Annotated in this window: 21 protein-coding genes; 9 read left to right on the top strand and 12 right to left on the bottom strand. The window is 60.3% G+C overall.

Going from position 1 to position 25,911, the window contains the following annotated elements; all coding sequences use genetic code 11:
* The first annotated feature begins 2 nt into the window (after positions 1–2).
* On the top strand, positions 3–1,358 hold the full coding sequence (locus tag HJO_RS02075) for a GntP family permease (RefSeq protein ID WP_035613031.1): 1,356 nt from the start codon (positions 3–5) through the stop codon (positions 1,356–1,358).
* On the opposite strand, the gene HJO_RS02080 is transcribed toward HJO_RS02075, so the two are convergent.
* Complete coding sequence (locus tag HJO_RS02080; protein ID WP_035613033.1) at positions 1,355–1,867, bottom strand: gluconokinase; 513 nt, start codon at positions 1,865–1,867, stop codon at positions 1,355–1,357. The two genes, HJO_RS02075 and HJO_RS02080, sit on opposite strands and share 4 nt — an antisense overlap.
* Before the next feature lie 512 nt (positions 1,868–2,379).
* Here HJO_RS02080 and HJO_RS18065 point away from each other — a divergent pair.
* Positions 2,380–3,240, top strand: coding sequence for a rhodanese-like domain-containing protein (locus HJO_RS18065; RefSeq protein ID WP_162173748.1), 861 nt, complete (start codon positions 2,380–2,382; stop codon positions 3,238–3,240).
* Between the two features lie 13 nt (positions 3,241–3,253).
* On the opposite strand, the gene HJO_RS02095 is transcribed toward HJO_RS18065, so the two are convergent.
* Positions 3,254–4,306 carry a tellurite resistance/C4-dicarboxylate transporter family protein gene (locus tag HJO_RS02095; RefSeq protein WP_051617996.1) on the bottom strand — a complete coding sequence of 351 codons (1,053 nt, stop codon included), beginning with the start codon at positions 4,304–4,306 and terminating at the stop codon, positions 3,254–3,256.
* Positions 4,307–4,883: 577 nt separating this feature from the next.
* On the opposite strand from HJO_RS02095, the gene HJO_RS02100 reads away from it, so the two are divergent.
* Positions 4,884–7,160, top strand: a complete 2,277-nt coding sequence (locus tag HJO_RS02100) for a Tex family protein (protein WP_051618244.1) — start codon at positions 4,884–4,886, stop codon at positions 7,158–7,160.
* A 6-nt stretch (positions 7,161–7,166) separates the two neighbouring features.
* Here HJO_RS02100 and soxA read toward each other — a convergent pair whose 3' ends face one another.
* The 8 genes from soxA to HJO_RS02135 form a co-directional block, all read right to left on the bottom strand.
* The gene (gene soxA, locus HJO_RS02105; protein WP_035613037.1) at positions 7,167–7,949 is read right to left on the bottom strand and encodes a sulfur oxidation c-type cytochrome SoxA; all 783 of its coding nucleotides are present in this window, start codon (positions 7,947–7,949) and stop codon (positions 7,167–7,169) included.
* Positions 7,946–8,266 carry a thiosulfate oxidation carrier complex protein SoxZ gene (gene soxZ, locus HJO_RS02110; RefSeq protein WP_035613039.1) on the bottom strand — a complete coding sequence of 107 codons (321 nt, stop codon included), beginning with the start codon at positions 8,264–8,266 and terminating at the stop codon, positions 7,946–7,948. The genes soxA and soxZ overlap by 4 nt, the downstream gene beginning before the upstream one ends.
* Before the next feature lie 9 nt (positions 8,267–8,275).
* Entirely contained in the window at positions 8,276–8,740 is a 465-nt protein-coding gene (locus HJO_RS02115) for a SoxY-related AACIE arm protein (protein WP_035614286.1), read from the bottom strand.
* A 7-nt stretch (positions 8,741–8,747) separates the two neighbouring features.
* Positions 8,748–9,200 carry a sulfur oxidation c-type cytochrome SoxX gene (soxX, locus tag HJO_RS02120; protein ID WP_035613041.1) on the bottom strand — a complete coding sequence of 151 codons (453 nt, stop codon included), beginning with the start codon at positions 9,198–9,200 and terminating at the stop codon, positions 8,748–8,750.
* The gene (locus HJO_RS02125; RefSeq protein WP_084141344.1) at positions 9,200–10,486 is read right to left on the bottom strand and encodes an NAD(P)/FAD-dependent oxidoreductase; all 1,287 of its coding nucleotides are present in this window, start codon (positions 10,484–10,486) and stop codon (positions 9,200–9,202) included. Before HJO_RS02125 ends, soxX begins: the two co-directional genes overlap by 1 nt.
* Complete coding sequence (locus tag HJO_RS18790) at positions 10,479–10,601, bottom strand: c-type cytochrome (protein ID WP_277813148.1); 123 nt, start codon at positions 10,599–10,601, stop codon at positions 10,479–10,481. The genes HJO_RS02125 and HJO_RS18790 overlap by 8 nt, the downstream gene beginning before the upstream one ends.
* A 222-nt stretch (positions 10,602–10,823) precedes the next feature.
* The gene (locus tag HJO_RS02130; RefSeq protein ID WP_035613043.1) at positions 10,824–13,010 is read right to left on the bottom strand and encodes a xanthine dehydrogenase family protein molybdopterin-binding subunit; all 2,187 of its coding nucleotides are present in this window, start codon (positions 13,008–13,010) and stop codon (positions 10,824–10,826) included.
* Between the two features lie 10 nt (positions 13,011–13,020).
* Positions 13,021–13,476, bottom strand: a complete 456-nt coding sequence (locus HJO_RS02135; RefSeq protein WP_035613045.1) for a (2Fe-2S)-binding protein — start codon at positions 13,474–13,476, stop codon at positions 13,021–13,023.
* A gap of 345 nt (positions 13,477–13,821) precedes the next feature.
* On the opposite strand from HJO_RS02135, the gene HJO_RS02140 reads away from it, so the two are divergent.
* The 4 genes from HJO_RS02140 (at position 13,822) to HJO_RS02155 (ending at position 21,041) form a co-directional block, all read left to right on the top strand.
* Positions 13,822–16,098 carry a TonB-dependent receptor gene (locus HJO_RS02140; RefSeq protein WP_035613048.1) on the top strand — a complete coding sequence of 759 codons (2,277 nt, stop codon included), beginning with the start codon at positions 13,822–13,824 and terminating at the stop codon, positions 16,096–16,098.
* A gap of 19 nt (positions 16,099–16,117) precedes the next feature.
* Positions 16,118–17,818 carry a carboxylesterase/lipase family protein gene (locus HJO_RS02145; protein ID WP_084141346.1) on the top strand — a complete coding sequence of 567 codons (1,701 nt, stop codon included), beginning with the start codon at positions 16,118–16,120 and terminating at the stop codon, positions 17,816–17,818.
* Entirely contained in the window at positions 17,815–19,401 is a 1,587-nt protein-coding gene (locus HJO_RS02150) for an AMP-binding protein (protein ID WP_035613050.1), read from the top strand. Before HJO_RS02145 ends, HJO_RS02150 begins: the two co-directional genes overlap by 4 nt.
* Positions 19,402–19,481: 80 nt before the next feature.
* Positions 19,482–21,041: a carboxylesterase/lipase family protein gene (locus tag HJO_RS02155; RefSeq protein ID WP_051617999.1), complete on the top strand. Its 1,560-nt coding sequence runs from the start codon at positions 19,482–19,484 to the stop codon at positions 21,039–21,041.
* Between the two features lie 13 nt (positions 21,042–21,054).
* Here HJO_RS02155 and HJO_RS02160 read toward each other — a convergent pair whose 3' ends face one another.
* Both HJO_RS02160 and HJO_RS02165 read right to left on the bottom strand, forming a co-directional pair.
* The gene (locus tag HJO_RS02160) at positions 21,055–22,665 is read right to left on the bottom strand and encodes an FG-GAP repeat domain-containing protein (protein WP_051618001.1); all 1,611 of its coding nucleotides are present in this window, start codon (positions 22,663–22,665) and stop codon (positions 21,055–21,057) included.
* The gene (locus tag HJO_RS02165; protein WP_084141350.1) at positions 22,662–24,005 is read right to left on the bottom strand and encodes a spinster family MFS transporter; all 1,344 of its coding nucleotides are present in this window, start codon (positions 24,003–24,005) and stop codon (positions 22,662–22,664) included. The genes HJO_RS02160 and HJO_RS02165 overlap by 4 nt, the downstream gene beginning before the upstream one ends.
* Before the next feature lie 468 nt (positions 24,006–24,473).
* Between HJO_RS02165 and HJO_RS02170 the strand changes: the two genes are divergently transcribed.
* On the top strand, positions 24,474–25,142 hold the full coding sequence (locus HJO_RS02170; protein WP_035614299.1) for a TetR/AcrR family transcriptional regulator: 669 nt from the start codon (positions 24,474–24,476) through the stop codon (positions 25,140–25,142).
* Positions 25,143–25,516: 374 nt separating this feature from the next.
* Positions 25,517–25,909, top strand: coding sequence for a hypothetical protein (locus HJO_RS02175; RefSeq protein ID WP_035613051.1), 393 nt, complete (start codon positions 25,517–25,519; stop codon positions 25,907–25,909).
* Positions 25,910–25,911 lie beyond the last annotated feature (2 nt).

The raw sequence follows: 25,911 nt of genomic DNA on the forward strand, positions 1-25,911 counted from the left end.
CGGTGGGGGAGTCAGCTTACGCGCTGGTAGTCGTCGCCGCGAGCATAGCGGCGCTGTTGGGGCTGATCCTGCGTGCACGCATTCCGGCATTCCTTGCCTTGCTTCTCGTCAGTGCAGGCTTCGGCATCGTTTACGGTATGCAACCGGCGGCGATCATCCAATCGATACAGTCTGGCATGGGTGGCACGCTGGGTTTTGTCGCCGTCGTGGTGGGGCTGGGTGCGATGCTGGGCGCGTTGCTCGACGTCTCAGGCGGGGTGCGCGCGCTGTCCACGGGTATGCTGAACGCTTTCGGCGAACGGCGCGCGCCGCTGGCACTGGGATTTATCGGCTTCGTGGTCGCCATTCCGGTATTCCTGGATGTGGCGCTGATCATCCTCGCGCCGGTGATCTATGGGCTGACGCGCCGGACCGGTCGGCCGATCGTGGCGTTTGCGATTCCGCTGCTCGCGGGCCTTGCTGTGTCACACGCTTTCATCCCGCCTACGCCGGGGCCAATTGCGGTGGCGGATATTTTAGGCGCGGACCTGGGACTCGTGATTGCGTTCGGGGCGCTCACGGGTCTGCCAGCGATGTTGGTGGCAGGGCCGCTGTTTGCGGGCTGGCTGGAGCGGCAACCGGCGTTTCAGGGCGGGGTGCCTGCAGGGCAGGAAACTCAGACGGTCGATGCGGAGGTGGGATTCCTGACTTCACTGGGCATTGTCCTGGTGCCGCTCGTGCTGATCGTTGCTGGGACGCTCGTGAACACGCTGGGTAAGGCAGGCATGCTGGAATTGCCGGAGGTCGTTACGCGCTTCGTCATGTTTGCCGGGCATCCTTTCATAGCGCTCATGATTGCGTGTTGCCTGGCATGGTTCGTATTCGGGAAAATCCACAGCGTGCCGTCAAAAACTCTGACAGGGGCGATGGTCAAGGCGTTGGAGCCTGCTGGCGTGGTCGTGCTGATCACGGGGGCAGGTGGCGCTTTCAAACAGATCCTTGTGGATTCCGAAGCAGGCGCGGCGCTGGCGGCGACTCTGACGGCGACGGGCATGTCGCCCTTGTTGTTCGGCTTTGCTGTCGCGGCGATCATCCGGGTTGCGCAGGGCTCGGCGACTGTCGCGATGCTGACGGCGGCTGGGATAGCGGCGCCTGTGGCTGAGTTGGCCGGGCTCAGCCCGGGCGGAACGGCGCTGATGGTTTTGGCAATTGCGTCGGGGGCAACTGTGCTCAGCCACGTCAATGACAGTGGCTTCTGGCTGGTCAGCCGGTATCTTGGATTGTCAGAAGGGCAGACACTGCGCAGCTGGACGGTGACGTCAACCTTGGTGGGGCTCGTCGGACTCGCGGCCACACTGCTATTGTCACTTTTCGTCTAGGATACCGCGGCGAGGGCCGCGATTGCGAGCCGAAGCTGTTCCTGGGTGGGCAGGGAAATGTCGATGCGGTGCGCTTCGTCCGGCGGCTCGAGGGTGGCCGACTGGCTGCCCAGCAGGGCAGGGTCGAAGAAGTGACCTCGTCGCGCGGTGAGGCGTTCCTGCAGCAGGGCGGCCGGTCCGTCGAGAAGAATGTAGGCCGGGGCATGGCCGAGGCCATCTGCAATCCAGCCGCGTACCACAGCGTTCAGGGCGGAGCAGGAAACGATGCAAGGCTCGCGGCGAGTGCGGATGAATTTGGTGAGGGCCGAAATCCAATCCCTGCGGTCGGAATTGTCGAGCGGTTGGCCGGCGGCCATCTTCGCTGAGTTGGCCGCGCTGTGGAAGTCGTCGCCTTCAATGAAGGTCCACCCGAGATGCGCGGCAAGTGCACGGGCAAGCGTGGTCTTGCCGCTGCCGGCGACGCCCATGATGACAACGACCGGGCAGAGTTCGTGTTCTGGCTCAGGCATATGTTCCGCATTGAGGTGGCTGACCGAAGGGGACCATAGCGCGACGGCGTGCTGGCGGCCAGATGGTGACGAGGCCTGAGGTGCGCCTCGGCAGCAGGGAGGCGATTCTGCAAGATCGAAATGGATTTCGTCGATCAGCGTTGTTCAGGCGAGTATGTCGCCAACGCACCACGAACGTATCTACTCCCAGGATTCCGCTTTCCTCTGGCCGCCACCCACATCCAGCCGCGCCCTTCTTACGCTGCTGTGAAGAGGTTTTTGCCCGGTTTGCCCCTGAAGGATAATTTCACCCGATAAAAAATGAAGAAAGTTTGACCCGTTTTCCGGTCCGTTGCCGCTCTTTGATTATAGGGATGCGTTTTTGAGCGTCTGCGTTTTCTGGTCTTGGGGATTTTCAAATGTGTAGTTTTGCCGTGGCAGCCGAATTTGCGGGTAGAAGACGAAAAGAGACGAGGACAAGGGGGGCGGCGTCAGTGAGTAGCGTCTGTATCCCATTCGCGGGTGCCGTCCTGATGGCTGTGGCAATGCTCGGCGGTTGCTCCGGGCCTGGTGTGGAAGACCCGGATCAGACGGTTGTAGAAGAATGGAACTTTGTGCCGGGAGAAGACGGGTCCGGGGTGGAAGTCACCCATCGACAGGCGCCGGAGCTCATGCGCAACGGTGCCAGCGGTGCGCAACCGGGTGGTGCCAACCAGACCTATCCACAGCAGAATTTCCCGGCTCAGACCCCTTATTCCCAACCGAACGTGAACCAGCCGGCCTATCCTGCCCAGCCAGCCTATCCACAATCTCCCGCTTATCCTGGCGGGGCATATCCTGCACCAACCCAGCCGCAGGGCGGCATGCAAAATGGCGTTGATCTCGATCAGCTCGGGCAAATGGAACGACAGGATTTTGGCGTGCAGGCAATGAACGCGTTGCATTCTGGCCCGATGCACGGGCCGACGCCGTCGAGCATTCCCGGTGGTCAGGTCATAACGACCAAGGGGATGATTTCACTCGTTCAGGATCGCCAGGTCCCCTTTTTCCTGTTTGACGTGCTTGGCGGTCCGGAGACGCTGCCGAATGCGATGCCTGCCGTCTGGATGTCACAACCCGGCAGTTTCCGCGACCAGACCCAGCAGCAGGTTTCGCAGATATTGCAGCAGGGAACACAAGGCCGCAAAGATACACCACTTGTGTTCTATTGCCTGTCGAGCCAGTGCTGGATGTCATACAATGCCGCTTTGAGAGCCATCAATGCGGGATACTCGAATGTCTTGTGGTATCGTGGTGGTATCGAGGCATGGAAATCTGCGGGCCAACCGATCAGCACGAGCCAGCAAGGCTACGGCCCGCAAGGCGGGACCGGCAATTCACAGCAGCCGTACTGAGCTTCCTTTGTCACTAAGTTCTGGTGCGCAGGCTGGTCCAGGTCGTGAAGACCAAGCCAGCAGCGGTCAGCGTCCATGCGCCGAGCGCGATCCAGACCATCGTCGCCGAGATCGATCGCAGCGGAGGGAAGTCTGCTGCGAGTGCGAGGCGCTGGCTGGCGAGCGCGTACATGCCGAGTGGGAAGACCATGCTCCACAGCATCGGCGTATAAGTCAGGGGTACGCGGCGGACGACATGCTTCCAGATACCGAATAGCACCAGCAAGGGAATCCACCAGGTCGCCCATGCCCACATGATCAAGGTGACACCATCAATGAAGGGCCGCATCGATTCGAGGAAGGCAATTCCAGTATCGGTCAGGATGAGAACTGAGCCGGCATTGGTCGAGATTGCAGCGGCGCCCATAACGACCCAGATCAGGGGTGTGATATCCTGTGGTTCGACGTCAAAAAAGAAGATGCGATAGGCAAACAATGTGATGAATATGCCGTAAAGCCCCAGCCCGACACCCCAGAGCATGTGCGTGAAGACCATTACGCTCTGTTGCCAGTCGCCCAGGCCTGGGGCGACCAGGGCGCCGAGAATGGCCAGCGATTCCGTGCCAACAATCGCGATCAGCCATCCACCATGCACGACATTCGCGCCGTGCGCCGTGTTGAGGAAAGTCAGGACTCCAAAGGCGAGATAGATCAACACAAACCAGAGCGCGAGCGCGAGCAGCCACAGCGCGACTGCCGCCCCGGAAAACCCGCGCAGGTGGAGGCCGACGCCGAGCACGTCAGAACCCGCGACCATGGTGAAGAACCCGAATACCACCCGTGGATCGACAAGGTCGGACCAAGTCGCCTGACGAAACAATGCAAGGCGCTCGAAAGTCAGTATCCAGAGTATTGAGTAGGCGATGAGGTTGACGCCAAGAAGGGCATCTGAAACCTGGTGATGCCCCCCTGCAAACAACGCATTCGAGACGATCCCCGTGGCCATGACGAGCGCAAAATAGCCCGGGTAGAGTGTCCGGACACCACCGAGAACCCATTCATGCAGGGACGACCGGGACCCGGTCATGGTGCCAGGTGCCGAATATCTGCGACGAGGCGCGTGATGCGAATGGGTCGCTTGTACATGCCTTCCTCACGGCTCCTGATGTTTCCTCAGTCGGTAAGCCGTGAATAGATCGGCGTGCCGGAATAGTCACGCCAGAGCCCGATTTTTTTGACTTCAGGATCCAGCGCGCCGCTGGATGGAAATTGGGAGGGCCTTGCCAAGGAGGACGATGCTGCTGGAAGGCGATGGTCGGTTGTTTCCCGGTACCGGTCTTTGTGCTGCCGCTATCACTGCCGTGCGACGTACACCCAACGGGGGAACGTTCCTCGATTGCTCCGCTGTCCTGTGGCTTTGAAATGGTGCCCAGTGTTTTGTAATGGCGTGTGTTTTTTGCAGGTCCCAGCCGGTTGGTCTCTGCAGTTAGAGGAGGGAGTTCGGGCCTTCTGACCATCCCACGGTGCATTCTGTGTGCATTAAATGCCAGCGTATCCTCTCACATGCTTCAAGCGTAAACGAGGTGTGAAGGATTTGGGGTGAATTGATACGGAAATTCATCATCGAGCGGGCCGACCCGCTTGCATTCAGAAAGCCGAATTTCATGACAGGTACCTCTCGTTCCACTGTTTCACCTACAGACAGCGCGATTGCACGACAGATTGCCCAGGAATTGGGCGTTGCCGAGCGGCAGGTATCAGCTGTCATGGCCCTGCTGGATGAGGGGGCGACGGTTCCATTCATTGCGCGTTATCGCAAGGAGCGCACGGGTGGCCTGGACGACACGCAGTTGCGGGCGCTGACCCAGCGCCTGGAATACCTGACCGAGTTGGCCAGTCGCCGCGACACAGTCTTGAGTGCCATTCGGGAGCAGGGCAAACTGACACCCGCGCTCGAGCGAGAGATCATGGCGACCCGGACCAAGGTCGAGTTGGAAGACCTTTATGCGCCGTTCAAGGTCAAGCGGCGCACCAAGGCGACGATTGCAAAGGAAGCGGGGCTGGAACCGCTCGCTGAACGGTTGCTGGCCAATCCCGCACTCTTGCCTGCCTCCGAAGCCAAGAGCTTTGTTTCTCCGGAAAAGGGCGTTTCCGACCAGGATGGCGCCCTGGAAGGCGCACGAGAGATCATCGTCGAGAAGATGGCGGAAACGCCGCGACTCGTTCGAAAGATTCGCGAAACCGTGTGGACCAGCGGAAAGCTGGGTTCCTCGCTCGTGAAGGGCAAGGAAGAGGCCGGCGCCAAATTTGCCGATTATTTCGAGTTTGATGAAGCCATCAATGCCATGCCGTCGCACAGGGCGCTGGCGCTGCTGCGCGGGCAGAAGGAAGGCGTCTTGCGCGTCAAGCTGGCCGTGCCGCACGCCGATCCGCGTGACCATCCGGCTGTACGGGAAATCTGCACAGAATTTGGCATCGCCAAGAAAGGCCGTCCCGGAGATGACTGGCTGGCGGAAACGGCCCAGGCCGCATGGAAGAGCAAGCTGGAGCCTGCCAGTTCGCGGGAATCGATCACCCGCCTGAAGGAATTTGCCGACGGCGAAGCGATCCGCATCTTTTCAAAGAACATGCATGACCTGCTCATGGCTGCACCGGCAGGCCCAAAGGTGGTCATGGGAATCGATCCGGGCATTCGCACCGGCTGCAAGATTGCGGTCGTCGATGCGACGGGCAAGCTGCTCGATACGGCGACCATCTACCCTCACGAGCCGCGCAAGGATTGGGCGGGCTCGCTGGCGACGCTGGCGAGCATCTGCAAGAAGCACAAGGTGGAACTGGTCAGCGTGGGCAATGGCACAGCGGGACGCGAGACGGAAAAGCTGGTTGCCGACCTCTCCGCAAAACTGCCGGACCTCAACCTCACCCGCCTGATGGTCTCAGAAGCGGGCGCGTCTGTCTATTCTGCATCCGAGCTTGCCGCGAAGGAGTTCCCGGACCTCGACGTCAGCATTCGCGGCGCAGTGTCCATCGCACGCAGGCTTCAGGATCCGCTTGCCGAATTGGTGAAAATCGAACCCAAAGCAATTGGCGTTGGCCAGTACCAGCATGATGTCGATCAGGCGGCCCTGGCACGCTCACTTGATGGGGTCGTGGAGAATTGCGTGAACACGGTGGGCGTTGACGTCAACACGGCCTCGGCATCGCTGCTTGCGCGCGTTGCGGGGCTGAACGCAACGATTGCAGCGAACATCGTTGCCTATCGTGACAAGAATGGGCCGTTCAAATCGCGCAGCGAACTCAAGAAGGTTCCGCGCCTTGGGCCGAAGGCATTCGAACAGGCAGCGGGTTTCCTGCGGATCACGAAAGGCAAGAACCCGCTAGATGGTTCGTCCGTGCACCCTGAAGCCTATCCTGTAGTCGAGCGTATCTCGAAAAAGACGGGCCGGAAACTCGATGCGCTGATCGGGGACAAGGCCTTCCTGGCCAAGCTGAGACCGGAGGATTTCGCCGACGCCATATTTGGTGTGCCAACCGTCAAGGACATCCTTGTCGAACTTGAAAAGCCGGGACGCGACCCGCGCCCGGAATTCAAGACGGCAACGTTCAAGGATGGCGTCGAAAAGGTAACTGACCTGAAGCCGGGTATGCGCCTTGAAGGCGTCATCACGAACGTCACGGCATTCGGTGCATTCGTGGACATTGGTGTGCACCAGGACGGGCTCGTGCATATTTCAGAGCTCTCGGACACGTTCGTGAAGGACCCTCATACGGTGGTCAGCACGGGGCAGGTGGTCCGGGTTCTCGTGCTCGACGTGGATGTCCAGCGAAAACGGATCGGCCTCAGCCTCAAGCAGGCGCCGGGCCGGGTGTCGCAGGCCAAGCCCACGGCGAGCAGTGGTGCATCGGCTAGTCCGTTCGACGTGTTGTCGTCACTGCGCTGACACTTATCAGCGCCGGATCGCTGGGCTTTCCATGGCCAGACCATTCGCCCTGGCACTCAGGTAGAGTTCCAGATCGATATAGGTCTGGCTTCCCAGCGGCAGAGGTTCGGCGCGCACGCCTGTGTCACAGTCAAATATCCGCCGCTGGAGCGATCCGAGCGTTTGCCATTCCAGACGGTAGGCAGGGAATCCATTCCCGTGCCCCTGGCTGATGGTGTCACCGCGCAGGCGCTTTCCGGCGTTCTGGTCGTGACACTGGTGGCAGGACAGGTTGAGTTGCCCGCGTCGTGTGAAGAAGTAATCGCGCCCATTGGCATAGTGGGTGGCAGCGGCGCCGCTGATGTCGACTGACAGGGGCAGGCCGTGTGACTGATTGGCAATATACGCGCTCAGCGCGCGCAGCGCGTCGCTTTCATAGTCCAGAGCTGGCAGATGCTGATGCCGCTCACGACACGTGTTGATGCGGCCCTCAAGATTGAGCAATTGCCCGCTGTCTGAATCGATGGCCGGATAGGATGCAGCGACACCGGCGAGGCCGGTCGTGTGGCAGGATGCGCAGGAGGGCGCGTCCGCATCGCTGGTGTTGAACAATTCGGCGCCGCGATCGACCCAAAGGTAACCAGGATTGCTGAATGTATCATCCTGGAGGGCCTGTGTTTCGGGGGTCAGGAAGTCATACCCCGATTGCAGCCGCTCAAACGGCGCGTCCAGATGGGTCTCCGGAGGCGCGGCAGGCGTGCACGCCGCGACCGCGACCAGTGCCAGACCCAATCCAGACAGGCGGATCATGTCACTGTCAGCATGGCGGTTTCCTGCCACGACTCGCCATGCTGGTCGGTCCAGCGAAACAGGACCGGGCCGCTTCTTGTCGCGCGCGTGTGGAATGTGAGGAATGGATCCGCGGCGATGCCGGGATGGAAGTCCGCCGCAAATACAGTCTCGCCATCATAGCGGCATTCGAAACGCGTGATGATGTTTCGCGGTATTGCTTCGCCGCGGGAACCGCGCCGGTAGCCACTCTCCATCGGGTGCTGGATCAGGGCTTTCAACTCGATCACGTCACCGCGCTTCGCGGTCGCCGGAACGGAGAGTCGGATGCTGGCCATTGCGGTCTCCTAAAGCACGACGCAGGCGGCGAGCGTGACAACCGTTTTCGCGGCACCTGACCAGAGAGACCCATCGCTCAATTCGGCGACGGCCTGAACCGTCTGTGTCCCGCCAAGCCGGATGCGCGTTGAAACGGAGGCGCGTCCTGCGCGGGGTCCGAGCTCGAACCGGACGATTTCGGCAATCGGGTTGCGAGGCGAGAAGATGGCGATCTGCCTGACATGGTCGCTCTCCGTCATGGGGCTATCAACGTCGACCGATAACGGCACGGAATAGCCATTCTCTGCGATCGCGGGAAGCTTCAAGGTTACGCGTCCCTGCTTGATCTCTCGATCGCCGAACAGGCGCCGCTGCGCGCTTGTGAGATCGGCGGGATCTGCCAGGGCAGTCAACGGAATTGCCGAGACGATCATACTGGCCGCACCCAGCCGGATGAGGGTGCGTCGCTCAGGGAATGAAAGGTCAGACGTCATGCGCATCTCAGTCTTTCAGCGTGGACAGGTAGGCGACGAGGTCTTCGACAGACTGCGCCGGCAGGATCGGTTGTCCCGCATTTGTATCAGACACCTGATATAGGGCGTGGGTGCGATAGTAGGAAGGCATCAGGACACCCGGACGAAAGACCTCGTAGTCGACGATCCTCAGCCGGATCTGGCCGGGCGACAGCCGTGAACCCACGCCCGTAAGTGCCGGTCCGACATCGCCCTGGAAAGGGGCGTCGAGTCCGTCCACTTGATGGCAAAGGATGCAATGCCCGCCGTCGCGTGACACAAAAATGTCTGCGCCTGCTCCTGCGTCGCCAGCAATACGGGTCAATGGCTCGGGGATCGTGTCGTTCACAATGCTGCCCGGTGGCAGGAGGTGTGTTTGCGTGTCACCACAGCCCGCAAGCGGCAGCAAGGCGAGAAGTGCGCTGCAACAGGCCGAGCGCATCAGCCGAATGCCTCTCCTGTGATCGCCGCGAACCATGCCTCCGCTTGCGCCGCTTCCGCGGAACGCACGTTTGACATGGCGCCGACCGGAGTCAGGCCGCCTGCGCCTTCGATACTGCTGAACTGGCCAAGGGCGTTCGAATACACGCCCGAAATCGATACCGCCTGGTCAGGTGTGACGAAAGAATAGCACGTGTTGGCGAGGATGGTCGGTTCGGGGGCCATGTCGGACACAAGACGTGCCACGGCGATGGCGCAAATCTTTGCCTGGAGGTTGGCGGAGAAGGCCGACTTCGGCATGGGTGCAGCGATCGTTGCGTCGCCGATGACATGGATGTCGTTCTGGAGCGTGGATTCAAAGCTCGTGGCGTTGATCGGGCACCAGCCTGTAGCGTCTGCGACGCCGGCACGATCTGCAATTTCGCCAGCTTTCTGTGGCGGGATAACATTGGCGACGTCTGCGCGAATATCGTCGAAGTCCGTCGAGAGGGTCAGGCTGGCGGCATCAAAGCGTGACACCCGGCCATCGTCCGATGCGCCGCGCCATTCGAGATGATCGGGATAGTTTTCGGCCCACGCTTCCTTGAAGAGCGGCATTTTCGAGAACCTGTCCTGATGGTCCAGGATCAACAGCTTTGACCGCGGCTTGCGAGTCTTCAGGTAGTTGGCAATCAGGCTGGCGCGTTCGTAGGGGCCGGGAGGGCAGCGGAACGGCGGGGCGGGTACTGACATGACGACGAGCCCGCCGTCCTCCATCGCAGCAAGCTGGTCACGCAGCAGAACGGTCTGGTCCCCGGCCTTCCAGGCGTGTGGCGCGCGTTTCGCGGCGGACTGGTCGTATCCTTCGATGGCCCCCCAGCGAAAGTCTATGCCGGGTGACAGGATCAACCGGTCGTATGTGAGCGACGCACCGCCGCCAAGCGTGATTTCTTTCCGGCTGGCATCGATCTCGATGGCGCGATCATGGATGATAGTGATGCCCGTCTGGACGAGCGGCGCATAGGTGAATGCCTGGGCGCTGATGTCACGCGTGCCACCGACGACGAGGTTGCTGAACGGGCAAGCAGTGTAGGTCGGGTTCGGCTCGACAAGGGTGATGTCGGCATTGGGCAGCAGGCGGCGCAAGCTGCGCGCTGCAGTCGCACCACCAAAGCCGCCACCGACGATGACGATCCTTGCGCGGGTCTGTGCAAATGCCTGAGTGCCGAAATCCACAAAGGGAACGGCGAGAGCGCCGAGTCCAGCGAGGACGTGGCGCCGGTTCGTGTCGGACACGCGTTCAGTCATTGGCTGTCTCCGTCGCCAGATAGTCGCTGATCATGGCGATCTGCTCGTCCGAATAGCCGCGCGCGAGACGGTGCATCACGGTCGTACCGTCTGGATCGTATTTGTAGGTGGCCAAGCGGGCGCTCAGTGTCGCGGAATCGAGGCCTCCGAGATCCGGAACTGCGGCGTGAGTTGCCGCGTGGCAACCGGAACAGGAAGATGCTAGCGCTGCGGATGCGGATAGGGCCGGCAGCGCTGGCGAGGTGGGCTGCGCAGCGGCGTGGCGTGTCGCTTGCTGGCACGCCGCAGTTGTCAGGAGCGCGGTGGCCAGCAGAAAGGCTCCAGCGTAGCGCAAGGTTCAGGCGTCCCTCAGGCTCTGGTCCTTCAGCGGCAGGTGTCGCATTCGCTTGCCGGTCGCAGCGAAAATAGCGTTCAGCACGGCCGGGGCCGCCACGGCGATCGTTGGTTCGCCGACCCCGCCCCAGAAGCCGCCTGACGGCATGACAAGTGTCTTGACCTTCGGCATGTCCGCAATTCGCATGGAATTGAACCGGTCGAAATTCCGTTCCTGGACCTCTCCATCCTCGAATGTGATTTCGCCGTACAGCATGGCTGACAGGCCGTAGACGAACGACCCCTGCACCTGCGCTTCAATTTGCTGCGGATTGACGGCGTTGCCCGGATCGGTGGCCGCGACGATGCGATCAATCTTGAGGTAGCCGTCTTCATCGACCGTGACCTCCGCGCATGCGGCCGTGTACGAGCCGAAGGAGTAGAAGCTGCACAGTCCGCGAGCTTTCCCGTCATTTGATCCCCAGCCGGATTCCTTGGCAACGGCATTCAGGACCGTTGCGGATTTCGGACTGTCCTGCAGGTGTGCGAGGCGGAACTCGAGCGGGTCGCGCCCGGCCGCATGGGCAAGTTCGTCCATGAAGCATTCCAGGTAGACCGCATTCTGGTTCGCGTTGACGCCACGCCAAAATCCGGGCCGGACGGGCGGGTTTCGCATGGCATGATCGACCAGCAGGTTCGGGAACGTGTACTTGAGTGTCTGGTCTTCAACGCGCGGATCGAGCCCTGACGGCAGAAGGCCCTGGAATGTGGCGTAGTCGGCGCCGTCCCGCAGGGCTTGGGGCATCAAGGCAGCCAAAATGGATTGACCCGATATGCGCACATGAAGCGCAGTCAGGTTACCATCGGCGTCGAGCGCCCCGCGCATCCGGGCCTTGGTTGTCGGGTGAAGGAAGCCGTGCTGCATGTCTTCTTCGCGAGACCAGAGCAGCTTGATCGGCGTGCCGGGCATCTGTTTCGCGATCTGGACGGCCTGGACAACATAGTCGGACATGCCGCGGCGACCGAAGCCGCCCCCCAGGTGCAACTTGTAGACGTCACACTGTTCGATCGGCAGGTCAGCTGCTGTCGCGGCAGCGGCGAGGGCCGCTTCGCCGTTTTGCGTCGGGCACCAGACTTCGCATTTCTCGGGCGTCCAGACGGCTGTCGCGTTCATGGTTTCCATCGGCGCATGGTTCTGGTGCGGAACGCGATAGGTCGCTTCGATGACCTGTGCCGCATCAGCAAACGCCGCTGCCGTGTCGCCAGCCTTGTTGCCAAGGAAGGCGTCGGCTGAGGTCAGCCCGTCATCCAGCTCGGCTTCGAAGGCGGCGCTGGAATAGTCCAGCCCACCGGTCCATTCCACCGGCAGGGCCTGCACTGCCTTGTTTGCGCGCCACCATGTATCGGCGACAACGGCCACCGCGTCGTCGCCAACCTGGACCACTTTCTTCACGCCCGGCATGGACTCGACGGCGGCAGCGTCAAAGCTCTTCACCTTTCCGCCAAGCTTGGGGGACGCCTTGATGGAGGCGTTCAGCATGCCGTCCAGTTTGAGGTCTGCCCCATAGACCTGTACGCCGGTCAGCTTGTCGGCCGTATCCAGACGCAATTTGGGTTGGCCGATGATGGTCCAGTCCTTGGGGTCTTTCAATTGCACTTCGAGGGGCGGCGCGAGGAGCGCTGCTGCGCTCGCGACCTTTCCGTACGTGGTCTTCTTGCGAGACCCAGTGTGCGAGATGACACCCTTGGATACGGAGCACTCGCTGACTGGCACACCCCATTCATTGGCGGCCGCTTCGACCAGCATGATGCGGGCCGCCGCAGCGCCTTCGCGGACGTATTGATGAGACCCCCGAAGCCCCTGGCTTCCGCCTGTCGAGAAGTCGCCCCACACGCGCTCGCGGGCAAGGTTTTCTCCCGGTGTCGGGTATTCGGTGACGACCTTGTCCCAGTCGCATTCGAGTTCCTCGGCGACGAGTTGGGCGAGTCCGGTCAATGTTCCCTGGCCCATTTCAGACCGTGCGATCCGTACGGTTACGATGTCGTCGTGACCGATATGAACCCATGCATTCACTTCAGGATTGGGTTCGAGATCGGATTGGCCGGGGTCGCCCGGTTTCGAACACGCTGCCAGAACGCCTATGGTCAGGCCGGCGGCACCTGTTCCGACGATGAAAGTGCGACGCGATAGATGATTGAGCACGTTTGTCATGATCGTCCCCTCAGGCTTTCTTCGTCTTGGCGAGATGGACGCCTTCGCGGACGCGAACAAAAGTGCCGCATCGGCAGATATTGGTGATTTCGGCGTCGATATCCTCGTCGGTCGGATTCGGATTGGTTTTCAGCATGGCTGCCACGGCCATGATCATCCCTGGCTGGCAGTATCCGCACTGCGGGACATCAAGCTCCGCCCAGGCTTTCTGAACGGGATGGTCACCTGCCTTTGAAAGGCCCTCGATCGTGGTGATCTTTGCGGTCCCCGACAGCGCAGACACCGGGAAGACGCAGGAACGGACCGGCGCGCCATCGACATGAACCGTGCAGCTGCCACATTGCGCGATGCCGCATCCGTATTTGGCGCCGGTCAAGCCGAGTTGCTCTCTCAAGACCCAAAGGAGTGGCGTGTCGTCTTCCACATCGACTGTGAGTGTTTGTCCGTTGACGTTTAGCGTTGCCATTGTCGATTTCCTTCGATCCTTGTCGGCGATCCTGCAGTGACTGCTCCGTGCGAGCACATGCATCACAAATTCTGTTGGGGAGGCGTTCGTACACCCGTCTCGCTCAGATGACAGGATGCGTTCATTTCACCCGATTGCCAAGGCGCGTGGGTCGATTTCCGGGAAATTAGGACCCGCTGTGGGGCGACTAGCGTAGGCTGGTTCGGTGCAATCAGACGGGGGCAATGGCGAGTTTCTCAAAATTCATTCACACCAGAGTGAATATTATTGACAGGGCCGGAGATTTGTTCTCCAACTATCTGCGAAAAGCGGAAAAGCCCGCTTTCACTCTGGGAGGAGAATCAAATGACTCTACGGTCAATGGCGTCAGTATCGGCGATTTCGTTTGCTGTTCTGGGAGCGCCCGCTTTTGCACAATTGCCCTCGTCTGCTGACGAGGTGTCACAAGAATCACACGATAATGAAGCGCGTCAGGATACGGTCATCGTGACCGCGACGCGGCGGGAGCAGAGCCTGCAGGACGTGCCGCTGGCCGTCACGGCCTTCCAGCAGGAAGCGATGTCGGAAAAAGGCATCGTCAGCTATGACGGCCTCGCCCGCGAAACGCCAGGCATCGTGCTGAACCAGCCGACCGCCAACTTCAACACAATCACCACCCGCGGCATCGCCACCAATGGCTACGGTGCCAACCTGCAGGCAGCTACCGCGATCTACATCAACGAGCTTCCGATCTCCTCGAACGGCAACTCGACCATTCTCGACCCGACCCTGTTCGATGTGGAGCGGGTGGAAGTGTTGCGCGGGCCGCAGGGAACGCTGTTCGGCGCAAACTCGCTGTCCGGTGCCATGCGCATCCTCACCAAGAAGCCAAATCCGAACAAGTTCGAAGCGTCGACGCTGGTCGATTTCGGCCTGACGGATGGCGATGCCTTCCGTCAGCGTTACAACGGCATGGTCAACGTGCCGCTCGTATCGGACCAACTGGCGTTGCGAGTCGTTGGCTTCTACCGCGATGAGGACGGTTGGGTGGACAATCTTGGCACCGGCATCAACGGCGCCAACTCACTGAAGGCTGTCGGTGGCCGCGCGCACCTGTTGTGGGAACCGAGCAGCAAATTCGACGTCGGTTTGCTCATTATCCGCGAGGACAACGAACCCGCGGATTCGGGGCTCACTAACCCTGACAGGGGTGAGTTCATTCGCTTTACGGACCGTCCGGACCTCTTCCAGTCCGACATGACCAGCTACAACCTGACAGCTAACTGGGACTTGGACTTCGCGACCCTGACCAGTTCCTCGAACTATTCCAAGATCGACGGCAAGTTCATTGTCGACCTGGCGGGCACGTTCGGGGGAGGCATTCCCTTCGCGCTTGATGCGGTCGGCCATGACGAAAACTTCGTGCAGGAAGTACGTCTGGCTTCCGCGGATGGTGGAAACTGGGATTGGATCGTCGGCGGTTTCTACTTCAACAAGCGCCGCGATATCGACTATGACTACCGCTCCTCGCAGGAATTCCTCGACTCGCGCGGCCTGACTGGCCTGCCGGACGAGTATTACTATCGCTTCAAGGGGTATTTCGACGCCATCGAATCGGCTGCTTTTGGTGAGCTTACCTACCACTTCTCCGACAGGTTGTGGGCGACCGGTGGCCTGCGCTATACCGAAACCTCCGTGCAGTCGCACACGCTTGCTGGCGGCTACAACTCCAACTACCTGGCCGCTGCGCTCCTCGGCTTTACCAACACCGCCCTCACGCTCACCCCGGTCGCGGCGGCCGATGGGCTCAAGGTTGAAGCGGACAACCTGTCCTACAAGGCGAGCGTCTCCTACAAGCCGATGGACAACCTGACGACCTATGCGTCGATTGCGACTGGCTTCCGCTCGCCGGTAGCGAACGCCCGAGCCGGCCTCGCCAGCGGGGTGGACCCCAACGACATTATCATCCCGAACGGGGCCGATTCGGACACGCTCGTCAGCTATGAAGTCGGCACGAAAGGGACCTTCTTCGACCGCAAACTGACCGCGAACCTCGCCGCCTACTACATCAACTGGGAAGACATCCAGGTTCAGGCCAACCGCCTGTCCGACCAGGCGCAATTTGCGACCAATATCGGCAAGGCCGTCAGTCAGGGCCTCGAATTCGAGATCGGTTACTATCCAGGCAACGGCTTCAGCCTGTTCGGGAACGGCTCGCTCAGCGACACCGAGATCACGGACCTGACCGATGAGGAAGCCGCGATTTCGGGTGCAGAGGAGGGCCTGCAGCTCGCCATGCCCAACTTTCAGGGTGCCATCACGGCTCGCTACGATTTCACGATCAGCGACAAGGACGCCTTCGTGACCGCAACGGCCGCCTATGTCGGCGACTTCCCGGCCATGCTGCCGAACGTGCCGGGTCAACCGGGCGTGCCGGCCGCGACCTTCGACTATACTGACGCATACACTGTCGTGAATGCGCAGGCCGGCGTCTCGAAGGACGACTGGAAAGTGGTTGCGTATGTCGAGAACCTGTTTGACGACAGCTCGATCACCTACGTCCATCCGGAAGGCTTCCTCGACAGCCGCTATGCACGTTTGCGTCCGCAGACGATCGGCGTTCGCGTCAGCTACGAATACTGATTACGGAAGGGAGAGACTGATGCTGAGACTGGACAGATCATACTCCTGTGGCCAGCTGGCAAGAAGCACTTGTGCGGCGTTTTCCCTGGTTTTGCTCTCGGTGTCATCTCTCCTCGTGACCAGCTGTGCGGGTGTGGACGCAACGTCCGTCGAAAGTGTTGTTGCCGACACGCCCGCTGGCCCTCTCCTTGGGAAGACCGAAGACGGCGTCGCCATTTATAGCGGAATTCCCTATGCGCTGGCCCCTGTGGGGGAGCGACGGTGGATGCCGCCGGAACCGGTGCCGGATTGGCAGGAACAGCGCGAGGCCATGGCTTTCGGGCCGGCGTGCCCTCAGCCGGAATCGCGGTCCCAAAGCATTTATGCCACAGAGCTTGGCGCCGTTTCGGAAGACTGTTTAAGCCTGAATGTCTGGGCACCGGAAGGCGTCAGGGATGCACCGGTTTTCGTCTGGATCCATGGTGGATCCCTGACGACAGGCGCGGGCAGTCAACCCATGTATGACGGGGCGAGACTTGCGCGTGAGCAGGGCTTGGTCGTTGTGACTTTGAACTATCGCCTGGGTGTCCTGGGATATCTCGCTCATCCCGGATTGAGTGCTGAATCCGAGCAGGGGATTTCTGGTAATTACGGCCTGATGGATCAGATACTTGCCCTCGAATGGGTCGAGCGGAACATTGGTGCTTTCGGGGGAAATTCCGAAAATGTGACTGTCGCAGGCGAGTCAGCAGGCGCGCTCAGCGTGGTTCTGCTGATGACATCCCCCAAAGCCCGGGGCCTGTTCGACAAAGCCATCGCGCAAAGTGCGTACATGGTGACCATGGGCGCGTTGAAGGACGAGGCCAATGGATTGCCGTCTGCGGAGTCGGTGGGGTCTGATCTGGCGGAACGGATGGGTGTTGACGACATTGACGCACTCCGGGCAATGCCCGCTGACAAGTTAGTCAGGCTCTCTGGTAAAGCGGGCTTTTTTCCCTTTGCCGTGATCGATGATGTTTACCTGACTGACCAGATGGTCGCGACCTTCGACAAGGGTGAACAGGCGCCTGTGCCGGTTCTGGCCGGCTTCAACGAAGGCGAAATCCGGTCATTGCGGTTTCTCCTGCCTCCCATTCCGAAGCAGGACGCCTATGAAATGGCGATCCGGAACGGGTATGGCGAACTCGCGGACACGTTCCTGAGCTTGTACCCGTCCGACAGTCTGGAATCGAGCATGCTCGCAACGACCCGTGATGCGATGTATGGTTGGACGGCAGAGCGCCTTGCTGCCTCGCAGGCCTTGCAGGGCTTTCCGTCATTCTTCTATCTGTTTGATCACGGCTACCCGGCCGCCGATCGAGCCGGGCTGCACGCCTTTCATGCTTCGGAAATCCCTTATGTGTTCGGAACCGCTTCCGAGGCCGTCGCGCCCTGGCCTGAAATACCGGATACGGATGAGGAGCGAGATCTGTCGCGGGCAATGATGGCGTATTGGGCCAGCTTTGCGCGCGACGGCCGTCCTGTGGCTGAAGGCGCTGCGGAGTGGCCGTCCTACGGAGAACGGGCGACCGGAATGGTCTTCGCCGAACGCCCGCAGTCCTGGCCGATGCTCGCCAGAGATCGCTTTGCTTTGCATGAGGAAGTGGTGTGCCGTCGGCGCGGCGCTAGCGACATTCCGTGGAACTGGAATGTTGGCGTCCTCTCTCCTCCCTTGCCGCCTAAGGATTCAAAATGCCAATGATCGACGGTGCAATCCAGGATTACGCACTCACGCTCGACAAGTTTCTTGACCATGCAGCAAAATGGCACCCCAAGACAGAAGTTGTGACGGCGCGCCCAGACGGCAGCACAACCCGCATCGGGTATGCCGGGCTACGCGAACGGGCCAAGCGGGTGACTGCCGTGCTCCGTGATCTGGACGTCAAGAGGGGCAATCGTATCGCCACGCTGTGCTGGAACAGCCAGGCTCACATGGAGTGCTGGTATGCGGTGATGGGATTGGGGGCTGTGTGCCATACGCTCAACCCGCGCCTCACGAGCGAGCAACTGGCATGGATGCTCGGACAGTCTGAAGCGTCGATCCTGATCGTGAGCAGCGACCTGCAGTCCCTGGCTGCCAGGATTGCGGATCAGGCGCCCGGCGTCACAACGGTGCTGGTCATCGACCTGACCGAAGACGACGTGCTGGATGTCGCTGGCCTACCGTGCGCGCAAGCCCTCGAAGAAATCACCCCGAACGACTGCGACGACATCCTCTGGGGAGACTTCCCGGAAACAACGCCGTGCGGTCTCTGCTTTACCTCCGGCACCACCGGTGCTCCCAAGGGCGTGACCTATACGCACCGTGGAAATTACCTCCACACTTTGCGCCAGCTTCAGGCGGATGTTTCTGGCATCACGTCACGTGATGTTGTCCTTCCGGTGGTGCCGATGTTTCATGCCAACGCATGGGGCCTCCCGTTCTCTGCGCCGGCCACGGGGGCGAAACTCGTGTTGCCTGGACGTCATTCCGATGGTGAAAGCCTCGCGCATCTCATCGCCGATGAAGGCGTGACGATTGCGGTGGGAGTGCCGACGATCTGGACGGGCTTGATGGACTATCTTGACGCGAGTGATTTGCGGCTGCCATCGCTGAAGCGGATCATGGTCGGCGGCGCGCCGATGCATCCCGCCCTGATGACACGGATAGAAGACCGAGGGATCTGCGTTCAGACGACATGGGGCATGACTGAGTTGTCCCCTCTCGGAACGGCAGCATCTCCGAATGACGATCGGTCACCTGACACCGCCGGGCGACCCGCGGTTGGCCTGGACCTGATGGTAACCGATCATGCCGGCCAGCCGCTGGAGCCGCAGCGCGGACAGGAAGGTCATCTCTGGGTTCGTGGAAGCTCGGTCGTATCGCGCTATTTCGGTCAGACTGACGATGCGACAAAGGACGGCTGGTTCGGGACGGGCGATCTCGCTGTCCTGAGTGAGGCCGGCCAAGTCTTTATTACTGGCCGCTCGAAGGATCTTATCAAGTCCGGTGGGGAATGGATCAATCCAGCGGAGATCGAGACACTGGTGTCCCGCATGCCTGAAGTTGCCCTCGCAGCGGTGGTTGGGCGGGCTCATTCGAAATGGGGAGAGCGGCCTGTGCTCATGGTGGAAATGCGCGAAGGGTGCCACCTCAGCGACGAAGCGTTGCTGGAAGGTTTAAACGGGCGGATTCCGAATTGGTGGATGCCAGATGAAGTCATCCGTATCGGCTCGATGCCACTCGCGGGCACCGGGAAGATTGATAAAATGAGCCTGCGCGACCTATGCTCCACCATGGCTTGAGAGGATGAAGGATGCCCATGAGGACGCAACCGCGATCATTCCTGACGACTGTGCTGGTTGCTGCGCTCTCTGGGTGTCTGATGGCATGCGCCCAGTCTGCAGACCGTTCCCCTCTTCCGACCGTCGAAGTACAACAGGGCAGGCTCGTTGGCGTGCGGGAGGGAGACGTCAATGTTTTCAGGGGCATTCCCTATGCGGCCGCGCCGACCGGGGAAGGGCGATGGAAACCGCCGTCTCCTCCGCCAGATTGGAGCGGCGTGCGCGATGCCACCGCGTTTGGCCCAAGTTGCATCCAGCCCGATGTGCCGGCGCGTAGCCTCTATTACGACCCGCCTCTGCAAACGTCGGAAGACTGCCTGACCCTCAACATCTGGGCGGGGCCGGAAGGCGTGAAAGCCCCGGTCATCGTCTGGATTCATGGCGGGTCCCTTCGGGTAGGCGGCAGCGCCCAGGCGATGTATGACGGGTCCGAATTCGCACGCCGAGGCGTGGTGTTCGTTTCCCTGAATTACCGTTTGGGTGTGCTTGGCTGGTTGGCGCACCCGAGCCTGAGCGCCGAATCGCCTGACGGAATATCCGGGAATTACGGTCTTCTCGATCAGATTTCCGCTCTTGAATGGGTGCGCGAAAATATATCAGCTTTCGGGGGTGACCCTGCCAATGTCACGGTGATGGGCGAGTCCGCCGGAGCACTCAGTGTATCCTATCTTTTGGCCAGCCCGAACGCTGCAGGTCTTTTTCAGAAGGCGATCATCCAGAGCGCGAACAGCCGGAACTTCCCCGAGCTTGATAGTCCGGCGTACGGGCTGCCGCCTGCAGAGGGAAGGGGCGCATCGGTGTTGAGCGCACTTGGTCTCGATAGCATCGATGCGGCGCGGGGCGCCACCGCGCAGGACCTTGCCGACAAGGCGAGCTTCGTGCCGCAGGGCACGATCGACGGTAAAGTACTTCCATTGCAGATCATTGATTCGTTCGACCACGGCATGTTTTCCAGGGTACCCATACTTGCGGGGCTCAATAGCGGTGAAGTACGTTCCCAACGCCTGTTCCTGCCGCGCATGCCGGATGACTATGAAGCGTCCATTGCCGCGCGCTATGGGGGGCTTGCTGACGATTTTCTTGCGCTCTACCCGGCGGAGGATGTGGGTGCCTCCATGCTCGCAACGCTGCGCGACGCGATTTATGGTTGGGCAACCGAGCGGATCGTGCGGAAGGAGAGGGAGGCGGGTCAGCCAGCCTTCATGTACGTATTCGACTATTGTTACCCGAACGCGCGCGAGGCTGGTTTATGCGCCTTCCATGCAAGCGAACTGCCCTTCGTGTTCGGCGCGCTTGATGCCGAACGCCTGTCTGGCAACTGGCCGTACCCAGACGGCCAGAATGATCGGGCGATTTCGAACGCACTGCTGGACTACTGGACCTCGTTTGCTGCGACCGGACAACCAACAAGCGATCATGGGCCGGCATGGCCTGCCTATGGGAGTGACGAGGCCTACCTGGAAATCGGGCAGGAATTGGAAGTTCGTCACGATCCGTTTCCGGGTATGTTCGAACTGCATGAAGAGCTCGTTCGTCAGCGCAGGGCAGCCGGCGAGCCGTGGTTCCTGAATGTCGGGCTCGGGGCCCGGCCGCACGAATAGGTGTCCCGCCGGACTAGTCCTGGCCAGCCTTGTTCGGTGGGATGAACGTCATTTCCGTTTCGTAGGTGTCGATCCAGTTTTCGGGCGGAAGCGGCAGTGATCGGCTATCGTTTGACCGGCCGGCAGTGAAGGCAGGTTGCGGTTCCGCGGTGCGGACCTGTTCCAACCAGAAAACGCCATCATAAACGCCGCTATTCCCACGGGTCGCGACCCAGTCGATATCGCCATCATCATCTATGTCCACAGGGATAAAGGCGTCATACATCCCGCGCACGCGCCGCGATATGTCATGGCGCCGCCAGGTTGCGCGGGCATCTCCCGGGTTCTCGAACCATGCAATCCGGCCAACGGTAGAGGCCGCAGTCACGCGCGCATCATCTTCATCGCGCGACGCACCGGAATAGGCACCGAGCAGAATGTTGAGTCCGGAATAACCTCCCGTGATCACATCAAGGTCGCCGTCACTATCGATGTCTGCCAGCGCGATACCGGCCACGATGTCCGGCAGCGTGTCGCCGATGCGGAAAAAGGTCCAGGGTTCGTCGAGCCGTTCAGGTTGTTTCAGCCAGCCCAGCCCTGCCATCAGTGCGCTGCCCGCGATCGGTTGTGGGGTTTCGTGGACGGCCAGTACAAGATCCTTGCGTTCGTCGCCGTCCAGATCCGCAAAGACCGACTGGAAGGCGCTGGAGGCCCCGTGCCAGCCTTCAGGGATGGCAATGCCGGGCGCGATGATGATGGGGTGCGCGTTTACGCTGATGCCGTGTTCAGCCCTCGTATCGACTGTTTCGAGGATCGCCATTTCAAAGCGCAGGCGCGCTGCGACCAGGACATCCATGTCGCCGTCATCGTCAATGTCGACCGGCATCGCCGTATTCGGCACGACTTCCTGCGATAGTATCTGTTCCTGCCAACTCGACTGCAGGAGCGGGTCTCCCGTGAGCCGGAACAGCGACGTCGGGCGGGCTGCGCTGGGTAGAAGTGGATCGATGATGTCAGCTGTGCCCTTGTTGGCAGCGAGGATATCCATGCGCCCATCCTGATCCATATCGGCCATGAACACGCGGAGCCAGGAGCCACGCTTCTGCGTAATGGCCGGGATGATCCGTGGCCAGGGGGCGGTGCGGGGACGCTGGCCCGGGTTCTGGACGTAAAGGAGGTGAGCCTCCTCGCAGGCCGCCATGAGATCGAGCCATCCGTCACCGTTTATGTCGCCAATCGCGACATCTTCAATCGCAGCAACATCGTCGCCTTCCGCGATGGTGATGTTTTCCCAAATGTCGGGGTCGTGCGTACCAAAAGCGATGCGCAGATGGTTGGAATCCTCATGCACCGATACGACATCCAGATACCCGTCCCCGTCAATATCCGCTACTGCGAGACCGTCACCGCCCCGGATGGCGGTTCCACCATTCGTCTGCTGATCATCGATCAGGTGTTCTCGCCATGAAATGTAAAGTCCGTCCTCCGTCCGCGCTTTGGTGGGCGTGTCACTGACTGTGAGATGCGGCAAGCCGGTGATGTCCGGGCCGGCAGCCTCCGGTGCCTGGCAAGCCGCGACCGCTAGCAGGGCCGACCCGATCAACCCGGTTCCGTAATATCCTGTTCGCTTCGTTTCGGGTTTCATCGTTCCAGCCTCGCAATATCCTCGCGAATAGTTCTCGCGGCGAGCACGTAGTGGAGGCAAGCCCAGAGCGCCCCGATGACTCCGCAAATCAGCATGGCGGTTCCCAGCGGGGTCTTGAATCCTGCGCTCAGGAACTGGTCGCTGAGCGCGCCGACGATGAGCGGGCCAAGGCCCAGTCCGATCAGGTTCAGGATGAAGAAGAGGACAGCGGAAGTAAGCGCTCTCATGCGAATATTGACCAGGCTGTGGGATACGGCAATCACCGATCCCAGATAGGCTGCGGTCAGGAAGTTGAAGGGCGCAGTCAGAAGCAGGGCGGTCTGTGCCGACCCAGACGTCAGTGCAATGATCAGAACGGGCACGATCATGAATGTCAGTATCGCGGGTATCCAGAGATACCAGCGAATGTCCCGCGCGCCGAACCGGTCGGCCATCCAGCCACCAAAAAATGAGCCGAAAGCACCTCCAAACCCGCTTGTCAGGGCCATCCATGCGCCAACAGTGCCAAGGCTCAGGTCAAAATTTCGAAGAAAGTAGGATGGGAACCAGTTGCCAATGCCATAGATCAGAAATGCCTGCAGACTGGCAGCCAGGGCGATGTGTCGAAACGAGACACGGCTCCATAGCAATTTGATCACATCTGTGATGGGCGGTGTGGATAGGTCTTTTTTCTCGGCACCTTCCGCCCAACCACGTACGGGTTCGCGGACAGTCAGTCTCATGACGATGGCGAGAAGGATTCCTGGCGCACCGACAATGAAGAATGCCATGCGCCAGCCAAAGGCCTCGGCGATGCGGCTGCCCAGTGCGAATCCGAACAGGATGCCGATATAGATGCCGATTGAATAGACGGACAAGGCAAGAGCGCGGTTCTTGGGTTTGAATATGTCAGAGAGCATCGAGTGCGCTGGCGGACTGCCGCCGGCTTCGCCCACGCCGACGCCAACGCGCGCCAGCAGCAGGTAGGTGAAATTCGTGGCAAGTCCGGATATGGCGGTCATGACGCTCCATACCGTCAGGGCCCATGCAATGATGTTTCGACGCACACCCCGGTCTGCCCACCGCGCGATCGGAATACCGCAAATCACGTAGAAAAGGGCGAAGGCAAATCCGGTCAACAGGCCGAGCTGCGTGTCCGAAAGATCAAGTTCGGCCTTGATCGGTTCCTGGAGTATGACCAGTAGCTGTCGGTCTATGAAGTTGAAAGCGTAGACGATCGTGAGCACGAGCAGGACGTAGATGCGGTACCTTTTGCTTGTGTAAGGTGTATTTACCGTCGTGCTGGTAGAGATCGGCTCATTCTGGACAGATTCTGCCTGTTGAGTTGCCTCTGGTTTCACATTTCCCTCCCGAAAGCCCTGAATTTTATCTGTTTGATGGATGCTGGACGGAACAGGCCGACCACTCGTGGGCGCCTGCTTTTTCCGCTCGGTGTTTCGTTGTTTTCGCGTTGTCTGCCCGGCGGCGCCTGGCGGAAGAGCCTACGCTAAGCAACGTGTTCAAAGTGGCGGTCGTCTTGACCGTCGACTGGAAACCTCCCTCCGGAAAAGATATTCACTCATGTGAGAGTGAAGTCAATTGAATGGTCGTGATTTGCATTGTATGGGAGGCGGGAAGGAAAGACGTCTGGGCGGCTACGGGTGTGCCGTGTATAGGGTTCAGGCTCGTGCAATGCCGTCAAATACGACGGAAAAGATCGAAGGAAACCGGTAGAGAGTTGCCCAAAGACGATGTGTAGTCGCCTGCATGTGGGCCAGTGGTTGACGGATGTGAATCGCCCAATCTATCCTGAAAGAAAGGACGACACGATGTCGAATACGAAAGCCAAGCGGCCAAGTCGCAGCAAGGCAGAGCAACGTGCGGAAAGCATGGAGCAAATTCTGGACGCAGCGGAATACCTGTTTTCCAGGAATGGCTTGCATGGTGTTACGCTGCGAGACGTTGCAAAGCAGGTGGGTATCCATACTACCCTCGTTCACTATTATTTCGAGGACAAGCAGCACCTTTTCGAGGCCGTGTTCGCGCGGCGGGCCGGTGTGACGAGTGAAGGCCGCATGAAGGCTCTCAGTGAGTATGAAAAGGCTGCGGGAGATCATCCAACTGTTGAAGGGGCGCTTCACGCTTTCCTGGATACCGATCTCGACCTTTACTATGAGGGAGGCGAGCATTGGATGCACTATGCCGCTTTCTGTGCACGTGTCAGCAACACGCCTGAGGGGGCGGAGTTGATGGACAAGCACTTCGACCCGGTCGTGTTGAAGCTGGTCAGCATCCTGAAACGCGCACTGCCTGATTATTCTGACGAAGACATCTTCTGGGGATATCACTTCGTCACGGGTGCGTTGATGAATACGTTGGCCTGCACGGGGCGGATCGATCGCTTGTCGGGTGGCGTGTGTCGATCCGAAGACTTCCCCGCCGTGAAGAAACGCATGGCACGTTTCATGGCGGCAGGCATTCTGGCGCTGGGAACATAGCACCGAAACATTCCTGCTGAATTGTCGGCGGAATGCAGGCTCGTCTTTGACAGTGCCATCTTCAGGCGAGGGACGCTTTTAAGCAAAGCGCGCTGAACGGGCTGTGGTGCCGAAACACGTCACCGACCCATACGCAATTTGTGACCCCTGCGCATTGCGCCTGCGCTTTTCCCCGACCGCGCCTCTGCGCGTCGGGGGAAAGCGGTCGGTGGCCGGGCGCATTGTGTGACGTCTGTGTCATGTGGCTGATTCGTAACTGGAGAACCGGCTTGTGCAGTCATAGTTTGAGCGCTTCGGGTGGGGCAGAGGTGAGAGCCTTGGAGGTAAATGTGTTCTATCCCCAGATTCCAATCCGTTCGGTCCGGGAGCCTCAGATGGTGCAACCCGGCTTGTCAGTCGACCAGATGCGTATCGTGCGCTTCCTGAGGGATCCGGCGACGTTTGGCGGGCGTCGGCCTGCCTATTTCAACACGGCGGTGTCTCATCTGTTCGTCGATGGTCCACACCTCTATGTTCTGCACAAGCCGGTCAGGTGTGACGGGTATAGCTGCCAGACGCCAGAAGAGCGCTGGCACTGGTGCGAGGCGCAGTGCATGCGCGCCGTGCCCCGTACCGGCAGGGGCCCCGCGCGCCCGCTGCCGATTGTACGGCGCGCCAACAGGTTCTTCCTGGGTGGCCCGGGAAGTATTCAGGACTGGGTCCTGAAGATTTCGTGCGCCTCAGTCGCCGTGGATTCTGGCCTGATTACCCTCAATCAAGCGGCTTAACT

This window comes from Hyphomonas johnsonii MHS-2, assembly GCF_000685275.1.
Taxonomy (GTDB): domain Bacteria; phylum Pseudomonadota; class Alphaproteobacteria; order Caulobacterales; family Hyphomonadaceae; genus Hyphomonas; species Hyphomonas johnsonii.